This window comes from Paenibacillus sp. FSL R7-0210, assembly GCF_038009085.1.
Lineage (GTDB): Bacteria > Bacillota > Bacilli > Paenibacillales > Paenibacillaceae > Paenibacillus_AQ > Paenibacillus_AQ silagei.
The window spans coordinates 5625637-5650441 of the sequence record NZ_JBBPAR010000001.1 but is presented as its reverse complement, the minus strand read 5'-3'; the positions used below and the strand labels follow the sequence as shown (position 1 = coordinate 5650441).

The following is a 24805-nucleotide window of genomic DNA, read 5'->3' as shown; positions in this document are numbered from 1 at the left end:
CGTATTGAATAAGCATAACCACCGCGTATCCACTCACCTCAAGCACCGTTCACCAACCTTAGGCAATGGGGGGATCTTTATTTTCATTGTATTAACAGGAGTTGCAGGCTTCATCGGTTCCAACCTTGCCGAGAGGCTGCTGCGGGAAGGCCATACCGTTATCGGTGTCGATAATTTGCTGACCGGGTCCACTGTCAACATGGACAATCTCTTACGTTCCCCCAATTTCAAGTTTATCGAGCATGACGTCATTTATCCGCTCGCAGTTGAAGAACCTGTCGATTGGGTGATGCATTTCGCAAGTCCTGCCAGCCCGCCCAAATATTTGTCCTATCCGATCGAAACGATGAGGGTCAACAGCGAAGGAACGATGCATCTGCTGCAACTGGCCAAAGAAAAGCAGGCTGCCTTCTTCTTGGCTTCAACAAGCGAGATCTACGGCAACCCAACCGTTCACCCTCAGCCGGAGAGCTACTATGGCAACGTGAATTCGATTGGATCAAGAAGCTGCTACAACGAAGCGAAGCGGTATGCAGAGGCGATCACCTACTGGATGAACAGGAAATACGGCATACCGGTAAGGGTCATTCGAATCTTCAATACATTCGGCCCGAAGATGGATTTATATGACGGACGTGTCATTACCAATTTCATTAATCAAATCATGTCCAAGCGCAACCTTACGATTTATGGCGACGGCAGACAGACGAGAAGCTTTCAGTATATCGACGATTTGCTGGAAGGGATTATAAGACTGCTGGGCACCACGTATGAACAGCCAGTCAATTTGGGGAATCCGCAGGAAGTCGCCATCCTTGAAGTCGCCCAAGTATTGAAGGAGCTCATGAAGTCCAACGCGCAGATCGAGTTTCTCCCGCTGCCGGAAGACGATCCTAGGAGAAGGAAGCCGGATATTACCGTATCAAGGACGATTATGGACTGGGAACCGGCGATCGGTTTGCAGGATGCACTCGCTAGAACGATCCATTATTACCAAGGTCAATATATCCATTAAACGGGAGGTACCTATGCAAGAACAGATCATAGCGATGATAAGTGAAATCAAGGACGACGCCCAGCTGGCAAACCGCTTGAACGAGCATTCCAGCATCATGGAAGACGGGGGACTCGACTCGTTACAGCTAATTACTTTCTTATTAAAAGTGGAAGAGCGTTTCGATATTGAAATCGATTTTGAACAATTCGACTTCGATTTTTTGGAGTCGGTTACGGCCTTCTGCAATTATATCTCGGAGCTGCAGAAGACGGCATCTGTATGAACGATAGACGTAAGGGCGTCCGGGAGTTTATGGGTAAGCGGAAAGTAACGATTCTATGCTCGGGTTTCGGTCTGGGGTTCTATATTCCCGGCCTATTAGCTGCAAGCGGTTTCAAGAAGAGGGATATCGCGACGGAAGTGCTCGTGTTCGAAAGCTATCTGGAGCAAGACAAAAGGGATCATATTGCAGACAGCAGGAAGGCTTACCACAATGATTTCGCGCTTGCCAATTTTTCGGCCCGAATGCCGATGGATATCCGGGGCAGCATTGATTATGCCCAGGTAGAGCTATTGCTGGAGGCGTGGAAAGCGGAAGAACGGTACGAATTCATATCACTATCTGGACACTGGGGCTATATTTTGGATTTGTACAGGGAGAAGATGCTGCCGAATCCAATTCATGTAGACCTGCTCTACGTCGATTCAGATCTGGCCCCGTCTTGGAAGAGCCTGAAGAAGTATCATCCCCGGTATGACGAGCATTATTACAATGCTTGTCTCTATGACACCGATAAGATGGCGATTCGATACGAAATCCCGGTTCCTCTTGGTACGCCAATACCCTTCGAATCAAGGAAGCGGCGGCTTGTTGTTCATGGCGGCGGCTGGGGGATGGGCACTTATCAGAGTAAAGTTCCAGAGCTTGCCAGCCATAACTACGGGCTTGATATCGTAGCTTACGACTGGAAGGAAGCGAAGCCCGATCCCGATCACCGGTATTGGATGAACGATCCGGAATGGTGTGCATGGGTGAAGAGTGCGAACGGCCTGCACGAGTTTCCGCCATACATTGAAATAGCGGGAGAAGACACGAAATCATACCCCGCTGAGGCTGATCATCATTGGTTATTTGACGTCGCTTCGGAGGCGATGGCTATCGTGGCTAAGCCGGGAGCGGGCACATTGATCGACTCGCTTGCCTCCGAAACCCCTCTTATTCTGCTGGAGCCGTTCGGCAGTCATGAGCTTAGCAATCTGGAATTGTGGGAGTCGCTCGGGTTCGGAATACGTTATGAGAAGTGGCGGGAGATGGATTTTTCCGTAGATGTCCTTAAGGAGATACATCAAGCGATCAAGAACAGACCCGGAGAACGGATGGATTATGTGGATCATTATTGTTCGAGAGTCGCGTTAATGAAGAGGTAAGATTTCAATGGCAGAAGGGGTTATGCGATGAGTGTTAACAAATTGAGTGTCGCCCAAGATACGACAAGCTACCCGAGATGGATCGTCTTGCAGCTGCTCGAGGAGTGCAATTTGCGATGCAAGATGTGCTATGAGTGGGGACTAGAAGGGCCCTACAAAAGCAAAAAAACATTAGCGCAGCTGGACCCGGATCTGATCAAAAAGATCATCACCCAGTGCAGCCCCGGCAAGCCGTATTACGATTTCTTCGGCGGCGAGCCGCTGATGTACCCTTGGCTGAGCGACATTCTCGCTATGATCAATCATTATGGAAGCATAGCGGACTTCCCCACGAACGGCACACTGCTTGAGAAACATGCCGAGATGTTAGTCGAGACTCCGCCTAATAAGATTTGGGTGTCACTCGACGGCCCTGAGGAGATCAACGATAGGCAGAGAGGCAAAGGCGTATTCAAGAAAGTAATCAAAGGAATCGAGAAGCTCTATGAGCTCCGGCAAAGCAAAGGCAAGCAATTTCCGAAGATGGGTGTATCCTTTATCATTACGCCCTTGAACTATATGTATGTCGAGGAATTTTTCTTCAAGCATATCGACTTGTCGATGTTGGACCATATCAGCATGGAAGTGCAGCTCTATGCCACGGAAGAGCAGTATGCCCAATATGTGGAGGTTCTTAGTGGGGAATTCGGCGTGTATGAAGCTCCTTATGCCAAGGGGATGGTGTGGCGGGACATCAGTTCGTTCAGCGAGATCGATATTCCGGAATTGACGAGACAGCTCAATAAGGTTAAAGAGTATTGCTTGAAAAACCGCATCGATGTGATTACCTATCCGAAGACGATAGATGAACAGAACTTGCACAACTATTTCTCGGGACATTTCCATCAGATGGCAGATAAACGAAACCGTTGCTCTCTTCCATGGACTTATGCGGAGATTACGGCAAGGGGCGACGTTTCGCCCTGCCATGCCTTCTATGATTTGACCTTCGGCAACGTGAATGAAGAGAGCTTGCTGGATATCTGGCGCAGCGGCAAGTACAAAGAGTACCGCGCGTATATGAAAAAAAATATGCTTCCGATTTGTACGGCTTGTTCAAGGTATTATATCTACTGATTCATGTGAATGACCTATCACATTTAAGAAGGGTGTGTTGATATGAATCCGAAATCAGAGATTAAGCATTCCGCAAAGGATTTGCAAATATTGAAACGTACCATCAGGAATACGTTGGAAACCAAGCGGAACATGGAGAAAATAACGGGTTACGCGACACCGTTGCCGGAGTCGGTCGGGATTAAACTGACGAACCAATGCAACTTGCGCTGTAAGCATTGCTATCAATGGAACGACACCGGCTACCATCACTTCATGACACCGGAGCAGCAGCGGGAACAGCTCGACTACGGGCTGCTGGAGAAGCTGATCCTTGAGACGGAACCAGCCAAGTCGAGACTCTATATCTGGGGCGGTGAGCCGCTTGTATACAGCCATTTCGACCGGTTGGCCGATTTGCTTGAAGCCCATCCCCGGGAGACGACGATCTGCACGAATGCGGTGCTGATCGAGCGAAAGCTGGACGCCTTGCAGAGAATCTCCGACAACCTGGAACTGCTCATTGCGCTTGATGGATTCGAAGAAGAGAATGATGCGCTTCGCGGCAATGGGGTATTTAATAAGGCGATAAATGCCATCCGGAAGCTGGTCGAGCTGCGCAAGGAGAACCGGTTCAGGGGCAAAATTTCGATCCATACCGTCGTTAACGATGGTATGACCGACAAGCTTTACGATCTGCTGGACTTTCTGGAGGGCGTCGGCGTTGATCTGGTCATCGTCTGCTTCCCGTGGTACATCTCGGATGAATGCTCGCAGGGAATGGACGATTACTTCGACCAGAAGTTCCACTTCCTTCCGGCGAGCGAACACAAGGGTGAACGAAGCTGGCATGCCTTTAACTATAAGCTCGATCCGGAGCGTATTCCTGCTCTCATGAGCGAGTTGGACCGGGTCAATCATCGGGTCTGGAAAATGCGTTTGCGCTACCAGCCGAATCTGGATCATGACCAGATCGAAGATTTCGTTCTCGGCAAAGAGGTGGAGGGCAAAGGCACGATGAACAAGAAGTGCCTGGCGCTCTCGAACCGGATGGACATTACGCCCGATGGAACAATTATCGCGTGCAAATTCTTCAAGGAGTTCGAGATCGGCAAATTACATGAAGCGTCTGTACAGGAATTATGGCATAGCATGAACTACAGAAGAATAAGGGAAATGATGGACGAACGACTGACACCGGCATGTTCCAAGTGCAGTGTTTTGCATTTGCACGGTGTATAACTCTTCTAAATCACATAAATGAGGTGCGCGAGTGAGCATTATCCAGATGGAAGGATTGTCCAAAAGCTTCAAGTATTACGAAAAAGAATTGGGGCTCAAAAAATCGCTCAAAAATTTAGTGAAACGGAAATCATTGATCAAAGAAGCGGTTAGCGAAATATCACTTGTCATCGAGCAAGGCGAGATGGTCGGATTCTTAGGCCCGAACGGTTCCGGCAAAACGACTACGCTGAAGATGCTGTCCGGCATCTTGTATCCGACAAGCGGGCAGGCGACGGTATTAGGCTATGTCCCTTGGGAGCGAAAAAAAGAATTCAAAATGCAGTTCTCGATCGTGATGGGGCAGAAATCGCAGTTGTGGTGGGATCTGCCGGCGAATGAATCGTTGTACCTGAACAAATGCATCTATGAGGTCGAGGATAAGCCCTACAACCTTGTCCTGGATGAGCTTACTGAGATTCTTGACGTAAAAGACCTGCTCAACATTCAGGTGCGGAGGCTTTCGCTGGGGGAACGGATGAAGATGGAGCTTATTGCGTCGCTCATCCACCGGCCCAAGGTGATATTCCTGGATGAGCCTACAATCGGACTTGATCTGATTTCGCAGAAGCGCATTCGGGAGTTCCTGAAGTATTATAACCAGCAGACGAAGGCAACGGTCATTCTGACAAGCCACTACATGGCGGATATTGAGGATCTGTGCAAACGAACGATCATCATCAATCAAGGGAAGATCGTATACGACGGCGATCTCCGGCGGGTGAACGAGCTGTTCCATGCCAAAAAGATTATCAAGCTGCAATTTACGGACGAAGTACCGAGGCAAGCGCTAAGCGACTATGGCGTTATTACTCAACATGACGGCCTGAATGCCGTCATGGAGATCGATAAGCATGACCTTCAGCGACTCTCCAAGATGATGCTGGACCGGTTCCCGATCCTTGATTTCACAGTTGAAGATATACCTGTCGAGCGAGGCATCGAAAGCTTATATCAGAAAGATGGGGTCAGACATGAAAGCCTTGCAGAAGTATAAAAGGACGTACATCCTTGCGCTTCAGAATGAGATGGAATATCGGACCGATTTCCTGATGAGTATTATCAGCGGCGGCTTCATCATACTCGTCCAATGCTTCCTCTGGACGGCCGTGTTTCGCAGTTCGCCGCAGGAGATTATTAACGGTTATTCGTATTCGCAGATCATCATTTATTCCGTGTTGTCCGGCGTCGTCTCCAAGCTGGTTTCTGCCGGCTTCGAAGGGGAGATCGCGAATGATATCAAGACGGGTGGACTGAGCAAATTTATCGCTCAGCCTATTCATTATTTCAGCTATCGGATATGCAATTTTTTCGGCGGGAAAACGGTTCAGACCGGGGTCGTCCTTGTCTTATTCGTCATCCTGATGATCGTGTTTACTCAGATTTGGGAGTTTCAGCTTAGAGTGGGGCAGATCGTTTTGTTCCTGGTCAGCATTCTGTTCGGACTGCTCATCAACTTCCTGCTTTTTTATTCGATTAGTGCGCTCGCGTTCATCATTACTGAGGTTTGGGGTGTTTATATCGCGTTCAACCAAGGCGTCTATCTGCTCAGCGGCGCCATCTTTCCGCTTAATATTTTCGGAGATACGTTTGCTAGAATTTCCAGCTATTTACCGTTTCAATATGTCGTATACTTCCCGGTTAAGATCATCAATGGGAGCTTGACGATTCATGAAATCGTGCCCGGGCTCCTCTTACAGGCGGTTTGGGTCATTGTGCTTATGATCATTTCCAAGTTGTCTTGGGATTCCGGGATGAAGAAATATGTAGCCGTTGGAGGTTAGATCTGTGAGTATCAGCTTGTCTGAGATTCGGAAGCATGTACGTATGTATTTTATTTTCGCAAAGAACAGCTTGGTCGGTTACATGGAATACAAAGCGAATTTCTACTCCGGTTTGATTATGGAGACCGTATTTCTGTTCACCAAGCTGATCTATATCATCTTCGTTTACCAGCTCGGAATCGAAATCAATGGAATTTCTCCTGACCAGATGATGATCTTCACCGGGACTTATACGATTATGATCGCAATCTATACAGGATTGTTTATGGATAACTTTTATAGATTCGCCGGCCATATCCGCAACGGGACGCTGGACTTGTATATGACGAAGCCGCTATCGCTGCAGTTCATGATTTCATTACGGCACGTGAACTTCGCGTTTCCAATCCCGAACCTGGTCGCCGGGATCACGATGATCGTATTGGCCTGGCGGCGTCTTGGCATCGAGCCAAGCTTTATCCACTTGGCCGGATATATCGGCGTGATCTTGAGCAGCACGATCGTGACCTACTCGGTGCTTCTGCTTCCGCAGATTCTTGCCTTCTGGACGGTGAAGTCCGGTTCGATCTTCGACATACTGGACAAATGTTGGGATTTGAACAATATGCCGATGTACATATACCCTAAATGGCTGCGGAGAATAGGACTGTATGTCGTGCCTATCTTGTTTATCACCAACATGCCGTCGGTTTATTTGATCGACCGGTTGGACTTGTTCCTTGGGATATGGATTTTTGCAGCTCCTGTGATATCGCTTCTAGTGGTCAGGCTGTTCTGGAAGCTGGCCGTCAAACACTATGAGAGCGCCAGCAGTTAGAGATATGCCCCAAAAAAATTGTTGAGAAGGTGAATCGGATGAGCAGGATGGAGCACAAGAGCTTTTCACCGCAGACAGAAGCCACTGCCAAGAAGCGGCTGCACAACGGGATCGAAATCTATCAAAACAACGAAGGAGAAACCGAGTTCCTCTACAACGAGATTTTCCAGAAGGAGATGTATTTCAAGCACGGGATTACGCTCCCGGATCATGGCACGGTCATGGATGTCGGGGCTAATATCGGCATGTTCACCCTATATGTCAGCAGCAAGAGTAACTGCAGGGTATATGCCTTTGAGCCACTGCCTCCGACGTTTGAGCTCTTAAAGATGAATACGAGCTCGCTGCCTCGCGTAACTACGGTTAACGTCGGGCTGTCCAATGAGATCAAGGAAGCGGAGTTTGCCTATTTCCCCACGATGTCCACGGATTCTGTCCAGATCAAATACCGGGAGAACCACGATCAGGATCTCCGGTACGGGTTAATCAACCATTACCGGGATGACTTCGCCGACCCGCGCATGCTAAACCGGTTTGTCGATCATCTGATGTCGCCGAAGCTTCTGAATGAACAAATCCATCGATGCAAGCTAACTACGATCTCTGAAATGATCCGCTATTACGATCTGAACCCCATTGATCTGCTCAAAATCGACGTGGAAAAAAGTGAGTTCGAGGTGCTGGAAGGCATCCATCCGGAAGATTGGGGCAAAATCAGGCAAATTGTCATGGAGGTACACGGACTGGATGAAGAGCAGATCAGCAGGCTCGAGAACATCTTCCGAACCAACGGCTTCAATGTCTCGATTGATTACTACGAAGATTTAAATATCCCAAATTACTATAATGTGTACGCGTTGAATCAAATGCATACATCGGCTGGGTGATAGTCATGCTACAGCATCTGCATGCAAGGTTGGTATGCTCCAGCTGCAAGGGTATGCTGGTCCGGTCGGAGGCATTGCTGCAATGCTGCAGCTGCGATGCGGTATATACGATCGATGACCGTTATGTATCGATGCTCGACCGGCGTGAGCAGGTTGCCCACCCTTCCGATTGGAGCCGGAAAGAGGCTGAAATTCAGGATTATAGCGAGATTTCGCACTCCCTTGCGCTGTCCGGTATAGGCCGATTCGCCACCTTTTTAAACTATGGTTACGTCCCGCACGGGAATGAGCAACATGCGGTGATCGAGCCCGACGATGGATGGAATAGAAATTCAGTCAAGCTGTTACTCGAGACAGTAGGCAGGACGGTGATCCGGGATCGGCAGGTTATCGACATCGGATGCGGCAGGGGAGGGAACATAGCAGCTTTGTATAAATATTTCAAGCCTCTGTCTATTGTCGGTCTCGACATCTGCCCGGCGAATATTGCGTATTGCAGTGCCAAATCCCGATGGGCTGAAGCTTTCTATCTCGTCGGCGATGCGGAGAATATACCGTTTGCAGACGGGAGCTTCGATGTTGTATTGAATATGGAATCCGCGCATGCCTATCCGAATCGATCACGCTTCTATGAAGAGGTGTACCGGATAATGAGAACTGGCGGCGTATTTCTGTATACGGAGCTGATGCTGGAAGATCAGGTAACGCAGAACGTGAGGCTGTTAGAGGAAGCAGGCCTGTCTGTAATCCGCAATCAGGATGTGACTTCGAATGTCCTTCTGTCGTGTGAGGAGAATGCAAAGCAACGTACGGGCACTCAAGGGATTGCGAATAACGCCAACGCGAGCACCAATATTGGAGATATCAGTGATTTCATCGCATTGCCCGGCTCGAAGAAATATGAAGAGATGAAGGCTGGAACGCGGCAATACCGTATGATGAACCTGGTTAAGAGGTAACATAGCCTTAAGATCGACAATAATTTTAGTATAGGAGAACTATTGTATGGAAGAAATTATTTCCCTGGATACCTTTCAACCCTTCGACGGAATGATCAAAATGTTTCCTCATCATAATTTTCCTTATTTTAATTGCGACTACAATTTGTTATTAACGCTTGCCAATTATTTTAAAAAAGATGAGCTGCTGATTTTGAATAATGTCATTAGTATTTATAGATTTGACAAACAAAAAATAAAAACAAGAGGATATTTCAAGTTAGAAGTGTTGAATCTCGAGGATGAAGAGAAGATCCTTGAGGAAATGGGGATCTCTGTTCGCAGAACATCTCCTGAATTAAATACTTTACAAGATGAGATCATAAACTCTATTTCTAGGGGTCATCCGATTTCCATTTTTATTGATTTATTTTATCAACGCGGGAGAGACTTTTACTATAACAAAAAACATGGACTGCACCCTGTTTTTGTCTATGGCTTCAATCTTACGAACGGGGAAATATATACGGTTGATGATATTACAGAATACAGACAATATTCTCTGCCATTTTCAGAATTTAAAATATCATGCCTGACATCGGAACACGTTAAGATGCCAAATTACTTTTGGGAATATGCACTAGTGTCCCCCGGGGATCATGAGCTCTTGAACCATAAGAAGTCAGCACACACCAGCATCAATGCATTTGTAGAAAATATGTTCAGGTATCAAAATGAAATCACGGAAGGTTTGAATAATATATTGTTGTTGGCAGAAAATTACAAGCTCATTCTAACCAATGAAACGATTATAGAAACACTAAGCAGTACTATTTATAGAAAATGTTCTGAGAAATACAGGTTAAATACGCTCTATAAGTATAACCTTGATCATATCAATGCCAAGGATACGCTTAACCCGTTACTGGACCAAATTATTAATGACTGGAAGACGGTAAGGTTCTATTCGAATAAAGCCATCATGTCCCAAACGTTCACTGGGGAAACCATAGATAAGTGCATGGGTTTATTTACAAAAATATATAATAATGAAGTGCATTTTCATCATCAATTTTATTTAATGTTAGAGGCTGCAAGCTTGAAAAGCTGAACCAACAATGTGAGTCAGTTAACCGGGTAGAGATCAGATAGACCGCATACCTTTGCGAGAGGGGGCGGTCTTTTTGTTTTTGCCCTATATTCCATTCCCACCCCATATTCTCCTTTTTTCTGGAAGGGCGAGCCGAGAAGTGTGTCTATTTTCGTAATATATTAAAATCATTCGTGCATTTCCCGTATTTAGACTTTCCCTTCCAGTTGCTAATATGAAAGCTGTTACAGCCTAATCATCCGCTTTCGTGAATGCGTTTACAAACATTGTCTGCTATTAGGTTCAGAGGGAGGTGCAGGATTGACTGTCAAGCCAGACTTGGCGTAACCAAGGGTAAGAATCTCCATAAGAAAAGGAGTCAAACTTAGATGAACAGTAGAAAATATGTAGTCAGCATCTCCCGCCTTCTCGTTATCATCATGTTGTTCTCCATCTTCACGTATACTCCCGTCCCGGCTGCTGCGGCTGGAGAGGAACCGTCCGTTGAACTGAGCGACCTCATTGCGCAAGCCGAAGCTCTTAAAACTGGAAATACGGAGTTCCCGCTCCAGGTCAGCCAGTCTGTCTATGGTTCCGTCTACGGTTCTGATGTGAACCGGGCTTTGCCCTGGGTGCATGTAGACGAACTCCAAGCTCTTAATGATGCGCTTGAGCTTGCGCGTAATGCGAACACGCCGGCCGACGAAGCCATTGCAACGCTGAAAGAAGCCATAATGAATTTCACTGCAAATATCAAATCAGACGGCTCCGATCCCTATTTCCGGCTTGATCCGGGTCCGGGTAAGGTTCCTGTAAAAGTTACCGCGCCTACGAATGCCTGGAAGGCAAGAACTCCGCTGGATAACCGTGTCCCGGCCGACTTTGCCGGCGGGACATTCAAGACGATCGCATATCCTTTTGCAGATGCCCAAGGGAAAGCGGAAGTGCTCCAGATTAATTACGCCCATAACGGCAAAAGCACCTTCGGCGGCATCAGTCTGGAATCCCCGTTGTCCCCGGCCGTCAATGTCACAGCGGGTTCAACGATTGAATTCGATGTCTACTATCCGAAGAGCGCGCAAGGCAAATTCATGAGATGGAGAGTCAGAAATGCCAGCGATAACCTCGACAGCTACCTCAGGGAATACCAGTACAACAACTTGAATCCTGACTGGGTGGGCAGCTACAACGGCGAATCCTGGCTGAAGGCGCATCACAGTATTACCGCCTCAACGGGCAATTCCTCGAACTTCATTCTTGAGCTTCATGGGGAGAATGCCCGTCCTGAAGAAACCGGTATGCTGCTAGTCTCTAACATTGAGATTACCGCACCTGATCCGAAGGGTGTTGCGCTTCCGAGCGTAGTCAATAAGGAACACCAGAGTGCCGTAGCGCCTCTAAAGAGTCTGTACAATAAGGAGAATGGCCTGTTCATGGTCGGCGCGATCGGCACCGGACCTGTAAACGGAACGAGAGCCAATCACTATGAGATCTTCGTTGACGGCAACAATCTGAAGGCCGATGGCACGCATCCCCGTGGTCCGGAATGGCTGAAGAATGTGAACGGCGAGGCCATGAACGGCGCAACCACTGCCCCTGGCTTAGCGGAGTATAGCTTCCCTACCAACTCTTATCAGGCGATCAGAGATTCTGGAACTCCCGGGCAGTACAAGTCGCACGGCCATGTTCTGGCATGGTATAACCAGGCTCCTGGTTGGATGGCACAGATGATTCCTGCGAACCTTCCTTCCGGTTATAACGGCTCTGCCAATTTCTACGGACTTGGCAATGGTGTCACAACCACGGTTAAGGTAGACAAAGAAATGGCGAGAAGAGTGCAGTTCAACCATACGATGTATGTGATGCGGCACTTCCTGACCACAGATACGAAGTACGGCTCCAGCGAAGCCCGTGGTATCATTCCCTTCAATTCCTGGGATGTACTCAACGAAGAGGTACACGAGAGCCGCCACAGCGAGCTTATCCTTGAGGATCCGAACAGCTGGAGAACGAGCCTGAAGCATACCAACTGGCTTGTTGCCATGTCAGATGATGAGATTGGCGGCGACATCACCGATCATTACGTATACCTGCTGTTCAAAAACGCGCACATCGCGGCCCCCAACGCCAAGATGGCGGAAGCTTACAAAGCCAACTACGCTAACCTTCCAGAGTACATGAAGCTGGATGGACACGATACTAAAGGCAGCATTGACAGTTACATCGTAGACAATCCTCCGAAGCTGACCTACAACGATTACGGGGTTGCCACCCGCAGTAAAGCTAGAACCGTATATAACATGGTTCTTGAATTAAATACCGCATGGCGCTCCGATCCGCTGTATGACGGAAGACCCCTGATCGAAGACATCGGAATCCAGGGACATGACGCGGTGGGTAAGACCCTTGCCAGCGACAACCAATATGCGATGGCCCTTTATGCCTCACTCGTTGACCGTGGTCTGTTGTCGGGTATTACCTATTCAGAGCTTGACCTTAAGGTTCCTACCGATGCTCCTGGAGGAGGCGCAACCGCTCCAGCAGCGCTTAATGTCAGACAGTCGGACGCCCTTGGTTATCAGTACGCGCTGCTGTACAAAATGTTCAACAAGTTTGCCCCTTATATCGATCACATCATCAGCTGGGGCGTAACCGGTTCCGGATGGCAGGGAAGCTATGTCCTGTTTGACGGCCAAAGTAATGCGAATGCCGGGTACTATGGCGCCATGAAACCGGACAGATTCATTCTGGGACATTCGTATCTGGATGATTACTTTGCAGGCGAATATCAGACTATTCAGAATAATAAAATCGACCTTGGCGACCTTGGAGTCTATACGCCTAATAGCGTGAACGCCGACCTCAGCAGCCTGACACTAAGTGCGGGAACACTCGAGCCTGTATTCAACGCAGCAACCACAGAATACGAGGTGTCCCTGAAGGATGCCGGCAGCATTACTGTGACAGCAGCAGCGGCAGACAGCAGGTCAACCCTTAAAGTGAACGATAAGGTGGTTGCCAGCGGTACAGCTTCCGAAGCTATAGCGCTGACACCTGGCACCCAAACAGATATAAAGATTGAGGTCACAGGGGCAGACGGCAGGGTCAAGACGTATACCCTGAAAGTAACCAACAGCAAGACGGAGACTCCGTCCACTCCGGAACCAGGAACACCATCTGCAACACCTGAACCAGCAACACCAGCACCAGCAACGCCTGCACCTGGTGGAACCTATTCAACGTCTGCACCTGTTGCATCTGCGACACCTGCACCAGCAGCACCTGTTGTAGAAGGACAGAAAGTAACCATGCAGGCAACAGTGAACAATGGAACCGCAATGGTTAAGGTAGCAGATCTGGCAAAAGCAAAGGAACTCATCGAGAAAAATGTGACGCTGGACATCCCTGCCGTGCAAGGAGTGAAATCATACTCGGTAGGCTTGCCTGCTGCAGCACTGACCGGCGGAACCAAGGATAACAAACTGACCATTTCGACCGAATTCGGTCAGGTCGTTATTTCCGGTAATATGTTGACAGGCACACCTGAAAGCAGCGGCAAGGAAGTATCGCTGGAGATTGGAAAAGGTGACAAGTCGGGGCTTCCGGCGGAAGTAAAGGCGGCTCTAGGCGATAGACCGATCATTCAGCTTAGCCTTAAGACGGACGGAAAAGAAACGGCCTGGAGCAATCCTGGTGCACCTGTTACCGTATCCGTACCTTACCAGCCGTCTGCGGATGAATTGAAGAATCCTGAACGGATTGTTATCCGGTATATTGACGGAAATGGAAATGTTCTAACCGTACCGAGCGGACGTTATGATTCCAAGACCGGTATGGTAACCTTTACAACTACTCATCTCGGCGATTTCGCAGTAGCTTATGTATCCAAGACATTCACAGATCTCCGAAAGGCAGCATGGGCGAAGAACGCGGTCGAAGTCCTTGCATCCAAGGATATTCTCAAGACTGAGGGCGGTGAATTCCATCCGTCAACCGAGATCACCAGAGCAGATTTCCTGTACTCCCTCGTCAGGGCACTTGGCTTGACTGCGAAGGTAAATGGAAACTTCAGCGATGTACAGGAGAATGCTTACTACTATAATGAGATTGGAATGGCCAAAGCGCTTGGGATTACGAATGGCCTGGACAACGGCAGCTTCGGCAGCGCGCTTAAGATCACCAGACAAGACATGATGGTGTTGACCGAGAGAGCCCTGAAGCTCGAGAAGAAGCTGAATAGCCAGGGGACGGCTGCGGATCTGGAGAGATTCTCCGACAAGTCCAAAGTGGCCTCCTATGCGGTGAACAGCGTAGCCGCCATGGTGAAGGAAGGGCTCATCGAAGGCAGCGGCAACAAGGTCAATCCGGCTGGCAACACCACCAAAGCTGAAGCTGCGGTATTCCTTTACAGACTGTATAATAAGTAAGAGATTTGCATAAAAACAGGATATGCCCAATAGACCGCACTCCTTTTGCCAGGAGGACGGTCTATTGGCGTTTAGGGGACAGTAAGCTTTTCTTAATTAAAGCAAATGTCCGCCAGACACTTCAATGTCCTGGGCTGTAACCCACCCGAACTCATCCGACAGCAAGCTCACAATAACCTTTGCAATATCTTCGGGGTGGCCAATTCTGCCAAATACAGATTGCTCAGCCAGCGGCTTAATGAATTCGGGATGTTTATCAAATACTCCATCGCCGAAATTGCTGTGCGTAGGACCAGGCGACACGGCGTTGACCCGGATTTGGCGAGGTGCAAGCTCTTTGGCAATGTAGCGGGTCCAGGTTGAGAATGCTGCTTTTAACGAGCCATAGACGGAGTAGCCCGGAAAGGATTGATTTTTGGATGAACTCGTGGTATTGACAATAGCTCCGGCGTCCTCCATGAATCCGGCAAGCTGTTGTGTTAGAAAAACCGGTCCTTTGAAGTTCGTATTCAGAATCTTGTCGAAATATTCTTCACTCATCTCAGTGAACAGCATGGGTCCGCCGATGCCGCCATTATTCACCAAGTAATCAAAAGTTGTCCGGTTCCAAATGTCTTGGAGACTCTGTTTCACTTCTTGAATAAAGCCCGCAAAGGTTGATATCTGAGTCAGATCCAGCTTTAATGCGACTGCCCGGACACCTGCATTTTTCTCGATTTCCTTTACGACATCTTCTGCCCGGTCCTTATAGGAATTGTATGTGAGAATGACGCTAATTCCGCGCTTGCCAAGCTCCAGCGCTGCCGCTTTTCCAATGCCATTACTTCCACCCGTTATTATCGCAATTGTCATAAGATCCTCCTTGGTTTGTGTTCGGCTTGGTTCTAATTGTAGCCGCAGCTGCGTCACCAAAATAGACCTGAAAATGCCTATTGATTGCCTAAAAGCACCATTCGTGTGATAAACTATGTGCATGAAAAATGTCCTTGAAGAAATAATGGATCTGATGAAGGATGCGGGCACCAGGCAGATTGAAACCGGAGTACCGGGGCTAAGTATGATTAAGGGAGCGATCCCTCATCATCAACTTGCAGCGCTTTACGAGCCGATGATTGGTTTCACGGTTCAAGGAAGAAAGATTCTATCGATCGGGGGGCGCAGCACGGAACTGGCAGCACGGAACTGGCAGGACCATCTTATTACGTACTACCAGTGCATGTTCCTGCAACGGCGGTTGTACATCCGGACCGCTGTGGCCAGCCTTACATGTCCCTTGGTCTCAAGTTGAATCAGAATATTCTTCAGAGTCTGCTAAGAGATCTCCAGGAGAATCTATTACCGGCTGCTTCCGGGCAATTCGCAGCTTGCGACATGGATATTGAATTGATGGAGGCCTGGCTGCGTTTATTGCGATTATCGAAAGCGCCAAGAGATATTCCGGCTCTTGCACCAGCTTATGAGCGCGAAATCCTGTATCGCGTACTGATGGGACCACAGGGAGGGTATCTGAGGCAATTAGGTCAGCGGGAAAGTGATTTATCCCGGATATCCCAAATTGTAAAATGGTTTCGGAGTAATTTTATGAGGCCCATAGACATTGGTGAGCTGGCATCGAAATCGGGTATGGCTATAAATACTTTTCACCGTCAGTTTAAAAGGGCCACGGGGTTAAGTCCTATTCAATTTCAAAAGCAATTAAGGCTCCTGGAGGCCAGAAACCTCATTGCCTTCGAGGGCTATCCGGTAGCAAGTGCTGCATATCATGTTGGCTATCAAAGTCCCTCACAGTTCAACCGGGAGTATTCACGCTTCTTCGGTGCATCTCCAGCCCGTGACACGGAGAGCCTAAGACGAATTGAAAGCATGAGGGATTAGAAGGTCATGCCAAGAGCCTCGGGAAATGCACTGTGGCGTGAGCCAACTGCTGGAAGTACTTCGCAAGCGCAACTACGTCTTCGAACTGGTGCTCACAAATCTGTTAACCACTGTTAACATGCGTTAACACCTGTGGTATAGTATAAGCAGAACGGGCGTACAATGCTAAGAGAGCCGTGCGCTAACACGACTCTCTAGAGCAATAGCCGCTTTTAAGGGCGGTAGGCATCAACAACAGGATACGACAAATAGACCGCAAGCCTTTGTCGAGGGCGGTCTATTTGTGTGTATTGGACAGCAGCGCTACGATAAGCAAACCAAAGGTTAGCATCAGCATGATTGCTTCAAACACTGTCACAAGGCATCCCTCCCTTCTGAGAGAGGTAGCCGACCGACCCTTTAAGCCTATTCTATTGCTCAATCAGTATAGCATATCAAATGCCGTAGTATTACCTATGTTTGGAAAAATTTTGACGTAAATGCGTATTTAGTATGTGTAAAGAGCAGCCCCCAATACGGGAGCTGCTCTTATTTGCGTTTGTTCTTACAAACCGCCGTCGGAACACAACCTACAACTTCTCCAGCAGCTCAGTATAATAACCGTTACCGTTCCGCTTATCCAGCTTCTCCGCTGTGGCGAGAGCCAACTGCTGGAAGTACTTCGCAAGCGCAGCGACGTCTTCGGACTGACGCTCACACGGGTGGCCGGCCGGAAGCTTAACCTGGAAGCGGATGGATTCTTCCGCCAGACGGCGGAACATTTTGGCGGAATAGGCGTTGAAGATCATCTGATCGGCCGGGTTCTCATGATCGAGCGAGGAGGCGATATACTCTTCAAAGACCTCCAGCGCCTTGACCGGATCGGTCAGGGTCAGGTAACCAATATGCTCTGCCTGGTGATACAGGAAGTCGCGGTTTCCTTTTACCAGCTTATAGCCTTTCTTCTGAAGCTTATCAGCTTCCTTCTGGCGGCCCAGCCGAAGGAGTGGGAACAGTACCTTCGTAATGGTCACATGCGGGACCTCACCGCAGGTCATTCGGCCCTTGAGAATCGGTTCAGCCGCCTTCACGGTTGCTTCGTCGTCTCCCTGCTTCGCCAGGAACTCGACCAGGCCATGCTGCTCACAAGCCTCACAATCGCTCATCTCGTCCCGGTCCATGGTCTGGACAATCGCCCATTCGGCCTCTGAAGCTTCCAGCTCCCCGAAATCTTCGAGGATATTCGCCCGGTAATAGTGATAGGTCCGGCTGCTGTAGCCTTCCGCTGCATAGCGGGTCTTCATATCCTCCAGCAGGTTCTCAATCTGAGTGCGGCTAATATCTGCAAAAGCGGTGATGCGGTCCAGCACCCACTTGTACGACCACATCAGACTGTAATCATCGAACCGGCCCGGGTTCTTGTCATACTGTCCCAGCTGCCACGAGAAGGCGACCAGCGCCTTCATCGGATACCCGTGGAAGCTGCCCAGCTCTACGATTTCGCTGCGGGCCTCATAGCCTTGATCGATATCTCCTGCGGCATCTGCTACCCGTACCGCCTGCTCCAGCAGCGCAAGCTTAGCCTTGCCTCCGGGCAGGCCATAGGCTTCTTCCATCAGATCGTCAAAATCCATCTCGGTAAGATTCATCTATTCTTCTCCTCCTGTGGCTTGATTAGCCGTCAATCCCCAATCAATAAATTGAATAATGCCCTGGTTCAGCAGCGCGATCTCCTGGCGGTTCATCGGATAATGTCCCATTAATAGCGCATTGCAGTACAGCATCTCGACAATGGAGGGCAGCATCTTCTGGTTCGCCTGAAGAAATGCCCGCCCGATGACAGGATTATTCAGGTTGAAGTAGAGTGTGGCGTATGCCGTCTCCTTAAGCGAAGCGCCCAAGCTGCCCAGCACGGAGGCCAGGGCATCGGTGCTCAATTCTTTGGTTGCTTCCATTACACGCCACTGTGCGGACTCCTCAGACAGCGTGTAGAGGACAGGAATCTCCTCTGGCTTGAAGCGGCGCAGCTGCACCTGGCAGCGGAACTTCTGAAGTACACTGTCTGCGAGTCTTACGGACTCATAGTAGTCCAGCCGCTCTTGAGGAGTGATATCGGTGAAGGATAACGACACCTCCTCCGGCAGCAGCCGTTCCGTCTGCACATCCGGGTCAATGAGCGGCAGCCGGGCCAGCAGCTCGGCATCATAGATATACCCGCCGTTCACCACCAGCATGGATTGGGCCGAAGCCACGTGGGTAATCTGGCGGTATTCGTCCAGCGTGGTCGTGAAGTACAGGGGAGGCTGCTGCTTCAGCTCGCCAAGCGTCTTTCTGCCATACGTGCTCTCAAACGGCAACCACTCGTGAATGATAGAATAGAACGATGAATCTTCCACTGCGAGAGCCTTCATGGATAAGGCATGTAGTGAAATGATCGATTGCAGGCGGTCCGGGTCGTACTCGGCCATCCGCATCAATTCCTGACGAATGGAGCTCCCGAGCTCTTCCCGCACCTGCTCCAGCTGGGCATTCTCGTAGAAATGCTCCCGGGAAGCGGTGGGCTGCAGCTCATCGGTCCAGATCAGGCATTTCACGAAGAATGCCCAGTCCGGCAGGATATTGCTGGCAGCTTCGGAGACCAGCATGTGCTTCAGGTACACCCGGTGATTGCGTTTGGCGTTCAGATTAACCGCGTGCGGCAGAATGAAGGCGATGCCTCCCGTCCGGCCCGAGGCGGTGTGCAGGGGGATGAAATCGCGGAACGACTCTCCCAGCACCTGCTTACCGAAGGACAGCACCTCGTCACGATGCTTACGGGCCAGCTGCGGATCTTTGACCCACGGCGGGGTCAGCGGATTAATCAGGCGGGTGTTACGGTCCGACACTAACTGGATCGGATAAGGCAGCAGAGCGCCGTAATGGAACAGCCCTTCCTGCAGATTGCTCTCCTCGAAGTAAGCTTCGGACCCTTCTTTACAACGCAAAAAAACCTTGGTGCCCGGAGCGTGCTCCCCTTCGAGCTTGCGGATCGTATAGGTGCCGTCCGGCTTCCCGCGCCATTCCAGTGCAGGGCCGCCCTTGGCTGATTGGGTAACCATAACGATATCGTCACTCACCATGAAGCAGGACAAGAGCCCGATGCCGAACCGCCCGATAAAAGAGGTATTGGTGGAGAGAAAGTCTTCGCCCCGTTTGGAGGATTGTCCGATCATCGCCAGGAACTCATGAATCTCGGCCTCGTCTAACCCGATTCCGTTATCTTCTACCAGTAAGGTCGCCCCGGTAGAGGTCCCGCTTACTTCGACATGAATCTTGCCTTCATATCCAGCGGGGGAATAGGCCTGCCGTGCAGTAATCGCGTCTATGCCATTCTGGAGCAGCTCTCTTAAGAATACCTTCGGGCTGCTATACAAATGGTTAGACAAAATGTTGATCATACCGCTTAAGTTCACCTGAAAACGGTACGTATCCTGGTTTTGGTTCTCCATGTTTGTTCTCCTATTCTGTAATCAATTGATATGTAGACAGATGCAACCCTATGTATTACCCAGAAGCTGCATTATAAGAAACAGATATTCCCAATCCTCCCGTTTTCCCTGCCTTGAAAATACAAAGAAACCCAAGGTCTTGATTCACCTGGGCTTCCCGCCAATCTATTCTTAGTCCGCCATCTTCACCGCACAGACCCGCAGCCGCCGGTAGTCGGCGATCCATTGGCCCTGCCGGTAATGCTCCGGACGTAGCTGCTCTTCCACTTCGCGATAGATCGCAGTCTTGTCTTCTGCATTAACATCGTAGAAGAAGTCATCGGCCATCATGTCGAGCCAATCCCGGATTCCGCTCTCGCCCTGCAAGGGAGTCGGTCGTTCGAAATGCTGGGCCAGCGTGACGAGGAAGCCATGCGCCTCCAGCACTGCCGTATATTCTCCGATGGTGGGGAAATACCATGGATTGCGTCCCTGCGGATCATAGCCATGCGCGGACAGTGCGGCCTCGGTCGCATTCACCAGCGCGGCAACGTTGCGGTAGCCGCCGAATTCGGCGACGAACCGTCCGCCGGTCCGCAGTGCGCTTGCTACCGTCACGGCAACTGCGTGTGCGTCCTTCATCCAGTGCAGTGCAGCGTTGGAGAACACCGCATCGAAGGTCCCGGAGGTTCGGTATGTGTAAGCATTCTGGGTGCTCAGATTCAGATGCGGGTACTTGGCACGGCCGCGTGCAATCATCTCGGGCGACAGATCAATGCCAACAGTCTCCGCTCCGGCGGATGCAATCTTAGCCGTCAGGTCGGCCGTCCCGCAGCCGATATCCAGCACGCATTCACCGGGCTGAGGCTGGAGCAGCGAGAGGACATCGCCGCCCAGCTTGGAGACGAAATCCAGTTTGTGATCATACGTGTCTGCCTGCCATTGGTTATTGGAAGCCGGCTCATTCATGTACTTCCCCTCCTTATGAAATTCAGTATAGTACTGCATAGCTTATAAATGAAATATATAGTTGCTATACAGTTAATAAGCATTACCTATAAGTGTGCTGCCGACAAAATAGACCGCTAGCCTCTGTAAGGAGGGCAGTCTATTCTCTCATATCATAATAGGGGAATTAATACACCAGCACGCCTGCATCAAGCACGGACTTGTTCGCCACGGAATTGCCAGTCAGGAATACTTGTTGCAGCTTGGGCAGCTTGCTCAGAAGCTCTATATTGGAAATCGCATTGTTCTCCAGATGAAGCTCCTCGATGGCCTGCCACTTGCTCATGAACGCAAGAGAAGCCAGGTTGTTGTCCTGCAGGGTGAAGGAACGCAGGGCAGTCAGGCCCGCGAAGTAAGGCATCACCTGGTCAACCTCACTAACGGAGTTGTTGTTCATGGAGAAGTATGGCCGGTCCAAGGTCAGATGCTCAAGCACACTATTCGTTGCTGCTGTCTGCTTGAAATTCAGGCGGCATTCCGAGCACACCAGCGTGTTCACCTGCTTCAGACGGAATAAGGCATCGCTCTCCATATACAGCGACGAGTCGAAGATACTTAGCTTCTGTAGACGTGGCAATTTGTCGAGGGCGGCGAGACTGGCCATTTCATCAACCCCCCAGAGGGACAGCTCCGCAAGCTCAGGGAATTTCTTCAGCTCAGCCATATTAAGCTCCCCGCTTCCGCCCCGGAGTGTCAGGTCCGTTACCGCAGGGGCCTTCAGCCCGGAGAGGAAGGAAGCTGGGATTTCCACCCGTTTGACGCCCGGCAAAGTAAGGCTGTCTGGTTGCTCGTAATAACCGGACAAGGTGAATTTCCGCAGCGAGGACAGGCTGTTCACGGCCTTGACCGAGCTGAGCTTGCTTAAGGAAGCCAGGCGGAGTGACGTAATGGAGGTCTTGCCGGCCAGAGACTCCAAGCTGGAGAAATTCAGGTTTTCGATATCCAGCGTTTGCAGCGCAGGCATGTTCTGCACGAAGTCTATCGACTTCACATTGGTTAGATAAGACAGCTGAAGCTCCTTAAGGCCGGTTAACGCATAGAGCGGTTGCAGGTCTGTTGCCTCACTGTAATGAATCGCCAGGGAGGACAGCCCGGTCATAGACGACAACCACCCCAGCTCATTGACGAAGGTAAGGGACAGGGACTTCAGCGGCAGCTTATTAAGCAGATGCAAATCCGTTATAGACTCATCCACATAGGTAATGGATAGTGAGCTTAGATTGGGAAATTCCAGCAGCAGGGCCACTTCCTGATTACTGCGCAGCTGAGTGGACAGCTCCGTAATTTTAGATTTATCGCCGAAGTAGCCGGAGAAGGCGCTGAAGGATTCGTTGAAGGCGCCGCCATAGCTTTTTAATCCGGGCATATGGGCAAGCGTTGTCTGGTCCGCCTGGTTGATCTCGTAGGTATTCGTCAGGTTCAGTGCTGTCAGTCCCTTGAAGGCTTCGAAATCACGTTGATCAATCCGCTGGGTATTCAGCCGCTTGTCCTGGGTCACATAAGTAAGCTTCTCGGCCTGCGCATCGCTGAACGGATCGGAGAAGCTGTAAGTGAACTGCCACTGGTCATTCTTCGAACGCTCCACAGTTAAATAACGCAGTGAGGCCAATTCCTCCTCTGTCGGCATGGCAGAGCCCTTACCCAGGGTCTCCCGCAGGAAGGTGAGCAGGACCTCGCTTTCGGGCATATTCCGTACAGACAGATTAGCCTTGGTTGCCTGCTGCGGAGAGCTGAGGCCGTAATAGAAATAAGTACCGATGGCCCCGCCCAGCACCAGCAGCAGAACCAACACCAGCCTAATGGGGATAGAGACGGAGACGGGTGGCTTCGGCGCGGCCTTGGGAGGGGGTGCCCCGTGATAATGATTAATGGTCTGATCCACATAGTAGACATTATTTTGCTTGAGCAGAAGCTCAGTCTGGCAATAAGGGCACTTGAGGATGGTGCCTTCCTTATATTCAATTCTTCCGCTGCAATTGGGACAATTTAACGGGATAAATGCCACGGGCTGCCGCCTCCTTCATGATGTGATGATGAAATTGCGCCGGGATCACTTGAATTAACTTATCGGAATTTACGTGAGTTACGCTGATTTGTTCCATTATTCTCTGGAGAGAAGCTGATAATTTGATTCTATATGAACAAGTGCTCAGAACACAACAATTGTTAAAAAGGAGAATCAAGCCGTTAAGATTAGGTTGACATCTGGGACGGTTTATATATATCATCTGATATATATCATTTGTTATGTAATTAATGCTCTATTTCAGGAGGAAGCCCGTGGCACCCAAAAAAAAGTTCACCAAAGAACAAATCATCGATGCGGCGTTCGAGATTGCGAGGACCGAAGGAGTGGATGCCGTGACCATCCGTAAGGTGGCCGAGAAGCTGGGAGGCTCTATCGCCCCCATCTATGTCAATTTCAAAGAGGCTGGCGAGCTGGTGGAGGAGGTATACCAGAGAACGCTTACGGTGAGCAGACAGATTCTGCTGGAGCAGAACTCCGGGCATCCGTTCCATGATATCGGGGCGGCCAGCATCCGTTTTGCCAGAGAGTATCCGGTGCTGTTCCGGGATCTGGTGATGAAGAAGAATGATCAGGCGAAGTACAATGAGGCAGAGACGCAAGGGTTCATTCAGATGATGCGAACGGACCCGGATCTGAATGGATTAACCGATGATGAACTGGGGATGATTTTGCTCAAGATGAAGATGTTCCAGGTCGGGATGAGTGTGATGGTTGCGAATGAGTTGCTGCCGGACCATTATACGGAGGAGCAGATGATTCAGCTATTGAACAGCGCGGCAGAGGATGTCATCAGCACAGCGAAGCGTAGCTCGGAGAAATCTTGAACCCGGAGGGGATGATCATATGACAGCAGGCAGAACAAAGCTTAGTCTTCTATTGTTCATCGTTATTGTGCTAGCCAGCGGCTGGATTGGGGTATGGGTGGATAAGAAGCTGCCGGATCAGCCGGAAGGGAATTCGCCGGGAATGGGCTTGTGGCTGATTTTGCCGATGATCGCCATGCTCGTACTGCGGCTGGTGAACCGCGATTGGAAGGATATTGGCGTAAGGTTTAATTTTAGAGAAAATAGGAAGTGGTACGGTGCAGCCATTGCCGTCTATCCGGTAATCATGGTGATTGTGGTGGGGCTTGCTCTGCTATTTAATAGCGCCAGCACTTCAGAGGCTGAACTACATACGATTCTCTCACTGGTCGGGGTATCGCTCGCAGGCAGCTTTGTTAAGAACATCTTCGAGGAGTTCGCCTGGCGCGGCTATCTGACTCCGAAGCTGATTGAGCTGAAGCTGAAGGACTGGATGATCTATCTCGTATCCGGTCTGGTCTGGGCGCTGTGGCATACGGCTTATTATCTGGTTTTCCTGCCGGATACTTATTTCGGGACTACGTCAAGATGGGGCTATGTCGTCATAGGCTGTGTGCTCATGGTTGCTTGGTCCATCATGTACGTTGAAATCTATCGTCTTACACAATCGGTGTGGCCGTGTGTACTCATGCACGCAGTGGAGGATGGAGTGCCTACTTTGCTGGTATCGGTTGCAGGGATCATTACATTCACGCCGGCAGGCGAACTGTGGTTTAGCCCGACCACCGGCGTGATGACGACGATTCTGTTCATCGGATTCGGCTTATGGCTCAGATCTAGACGATTGAAGCGCTTTGCAGATAGATAAACTTGGTGAAGTCCTGCGGCAGTTCGGGTGCA

The 24805-nt window shown here is 49.8% G+C and carries 22 protein-coding genes; 16 read left to right on the top strand and 6 right to left on the bottom strand.

Annotated elements, in window-relative coordinates; genetic code table 11:
- Nucleotides 1–4: 4 nt before the first annotated feature.
- The 12 genes from MKY64_RS23860 (at nt 5) to MKY64_RS23805 (ending at nt 14744) form a co-directional block, all read left to right on the top strand.
- Nucleotides 5–1015 (top strand): NAD-dependent epimerase/dehydratase family protein, encoded by a 1011-nt coding sequence (locus MKY64_RS23860; protein WP_340956212.1) that lies wholly within the window; start codon nt 5–7, stop codon nt 1013–1015.
- Between the two features lie 13 nt (nt 1016–1028).
- Complete coding sequence (locus MKY64_RS23855) at nt 1029–1280, top strand: acyl carrier protein (RefSeq protein ID WP_209875463.1); 252 nt, start codon at nt 1029–1031, stop codon at nt 1278–1280.
- Complete coding sequence (locus MKY64_RS23850) at nt 1277–2425, top strand: UDP-glucuronosyltransferase (protein WP_340956211.1); 1149 nt, start codon at nt 1277–1279, stop codon at nt 2423–2425. The genes MKY64_RS23855 and MKY64_RS23850 overlap by 4 nt, the downstream gene beginning before the upstream one ends.
- Nucleotides 2426–2452: 27 nt before the next feature.
- Nucleotides 2453–3541, top strand: coding sequence for a radical SAM protein (locus MKY64_RS23845; protein ID WP_340956210.1), 1089 nt, complete (start codon nt 2453–2455; stop codon nt 3539–3541).
- Between the two features lie 42 nt (nt 3542–3583).
- Nucleotides 3584–4762: a radical SAM/SPASM domain-containing protein gene (locus tag MKY64_RS23840; protein WP_340956208.1), complete on the top strand. Its 1179-nt coding sequence runs from the start codon at nt 3584–3586 to the stop codon at nt 4760–4762.
- Nucleotides 4763–4793: 31 nt separating this feature from the next.
- Complete coding sequence (locus tag MKY64_RS23835; RefSeq protein WP_340956206.1) at nt 4794–5798, top strand: ABC transporter ATP-binding protein; 1005 nt, start codon at nt 4794–4796, stop codon at nt 5796–5798.
- Nucleotides 5776–6585, top strand: a complete 810-nt coding sequence (locus tag MKY64_RS23830) for an ABC transporter permease (RefSeq protein ID WP_340956204.1) — start codon at nt 5776–5778, stop codon at nt 6583–6585. The genes MKY64_RS23835 and MKY64_RS23830 overlap by 23 nt, the downstream gene beginning before the upstream one ends.
- A gap of 4 nt (nt 6586–6589) precedes the next feature.
- On the top strand, nt 6590–7402 hold the full coding sequence (locus MKY64_RS23825; protein ID WP_340956200.1) for an ABC transporter permease: 813 nt from the start codon (nt 6590–6592) through the stop codon (nt 7400–7402).
- Nucleotides 7403–7440: 38 nt separating this feature from the next.
- A complete protein-coding gene (locus MKY64_RS23820; protein WP_340956198.1) occupies nt 7441–8289 on the top strand; it encodes an FkbM family methyltransferase in 849 nt (282 codons plus the stop codon).
- Nucleotides 8290–8294: 5 nt separating this feature from the next.
- A complete protein-coding gene (locus MKY64_RS23815; RefSeq protein ID WP_340956196.1) occupies nt 8295–9248 on the top strand; it encodes a class I SAM-dependent methyltransferase in 954 nt (317 codons plus the stop codon).
- Nucleotides 9249–9294: 46 nt separating this feature from the next.
- Nucleotides 9295–10338, top strand: coding sequence for a hypothetical protein (locus MKY64_RS23810; RefSeq protein WP_340956194.1), 1044 nt, complete (start codon nt 9295–9297; stop codon nt 10336–10338).
- 368 nt (nt 10339–10706) lie between these two features.
- Nucleotides 10707–14744, top strand: a complete 4038-nt coding sequence (locus MKY64_RS23805) for an S-layer homology domain-containing protein (RefSeq protein ID WP_051478461.1) — start codon at nt 10707–10709, stop codon at nt 14742–14744.
- Between the two features lie 96 nt (nt 14745–14840).
- Here MKY64_RS23805 and MKY64_RS23800 read toward each other — a convergent pair whose 3' ends face one another.
- Entirely contained in the window at nt 14841–15596 is a 756-nt protein-coding gene (locus MKY64_RS23800) for an SDR family NAD(P)-dependent oxidoreductase (protein ID WP_209875447.1), read from the bottom strand.
- A gap of 115 nt (nt 15597–15711) precedes the next feature.
- Here MKY64_RS23800 and MKY64_RS23795 point away from each other — a divergent pair, with 115 nt between their 5' ends.
- Entirely contained in the window at nt 15712–16032 is a 321-nt protein-coding gene (locus tag MKY64_RS23795) for an AraC family transcriptional regulator N-terminal domain-containing protein (RefSeq protein WP_340956190.1), read from the top strand.
- A complete protein-coding gene (locus tag MKY64_RS23790) occupies nt 15957–16619 on the top strand; it encodes an AraC family transcriptional regulator (protein ID WP_340956188.1) in 663 nt (220 codons plus the stop codon). The genes MKY64_RS23795 and MKY64_RS23790 overlap by 76 nt, the downstream gene beginning before the upstream one ends.
- A 277-nt stretch (nt 16620–16896) precedes the next feature.
- Here the strand turns inward: MKY64_RS23790 and MKY64_RS33470 are convergent, their stop codons facing one another.
- From MKY64_RS33470 to MKY64_RS23770, 5 genes are all read right to left on the bottom strand, one after another.
- Nucleotides 16897–16971, bottom strand: a complete 75-nt coding sequence (locus tag MKY64_RS33470) for a putative holin-like toxin (RefSeq protein WP_442792678.1) — start codon at nt 16969–16971, stop codon at nt 16897–16899.
- Between the two features lie 217 nt (nt 16972–17188).
- Complete coding sequence (locus MKY64_RS23785) at nt 17189–18247, bottom strand: hypothetical protein (protein WP_340956186.1); 1059 nt, start codon at nt 18245–18247, stop codon at nt 17189–17191.
- Entirely contained in the window at nt 18248–20086 is a 1839-nt protein-coding gene (locus tag MKY64_RS23780; RefSeq protein WP_340956184.1) for an HSP90 family protein, read from the bottom strand.
- A gap of 171 nt (nt 20087–20257) precedes the next feature.
- Nucleotides 20258–21034 (bottom strand): class I SAM-dependent methyltransferase, encoded by a 777-nt coding sequence (locus tag MKY64_RS23775; protein ID WP_036730860.1) that lies wholly within the window; start codon nt 21032–21034, stop codon nt 20258–20260.
- A gap of 166 nt (nt 21035–21200) precedes the next feature.
- On the bottom strand, nt 21201–23078 hold the full coding sequence (locus tag MKY64_RS23770) for a leucine-rich repeat domain-containing protein (protein WP_036730858.1): 1878 nt from the start codon (nt 23076–23078) through the stop codon (nt 21201–21203).
- Between the two features lie 275 nt (nt 23079–23353).
- On the opposite strand from MKY64_RS23770, the gene MKY64_RS23765 reads away from it, so the two are divergent.
- On the top strand, nt 23354–23926 hold the full coding sequence (locus MKY64_RS23765; protein ID WP_036730856.1) for a TetR/AcrR family transcriptional regulator: 573 nt from the start codon (nt 23354–23356) through the stop codon (nt 23924–23926).
- Between the two features lie 19 nt (nt 23927–23945).
- Nucleotides 23946–24773 carry a CPBP family intramembrane glutamic endopeptidase gene (locus MKY64_RS23760; protein ID WP_340956180.1) on the top strand — a complete coding sequence of 276 codons (828 nt, stop codon included), beginning with the start codon at nt 23946–23948 and terminating at the stop codon, nt 24771–24773.
- Nucleotides 24774–24805 lie beyond the last annotated feature (32 nt).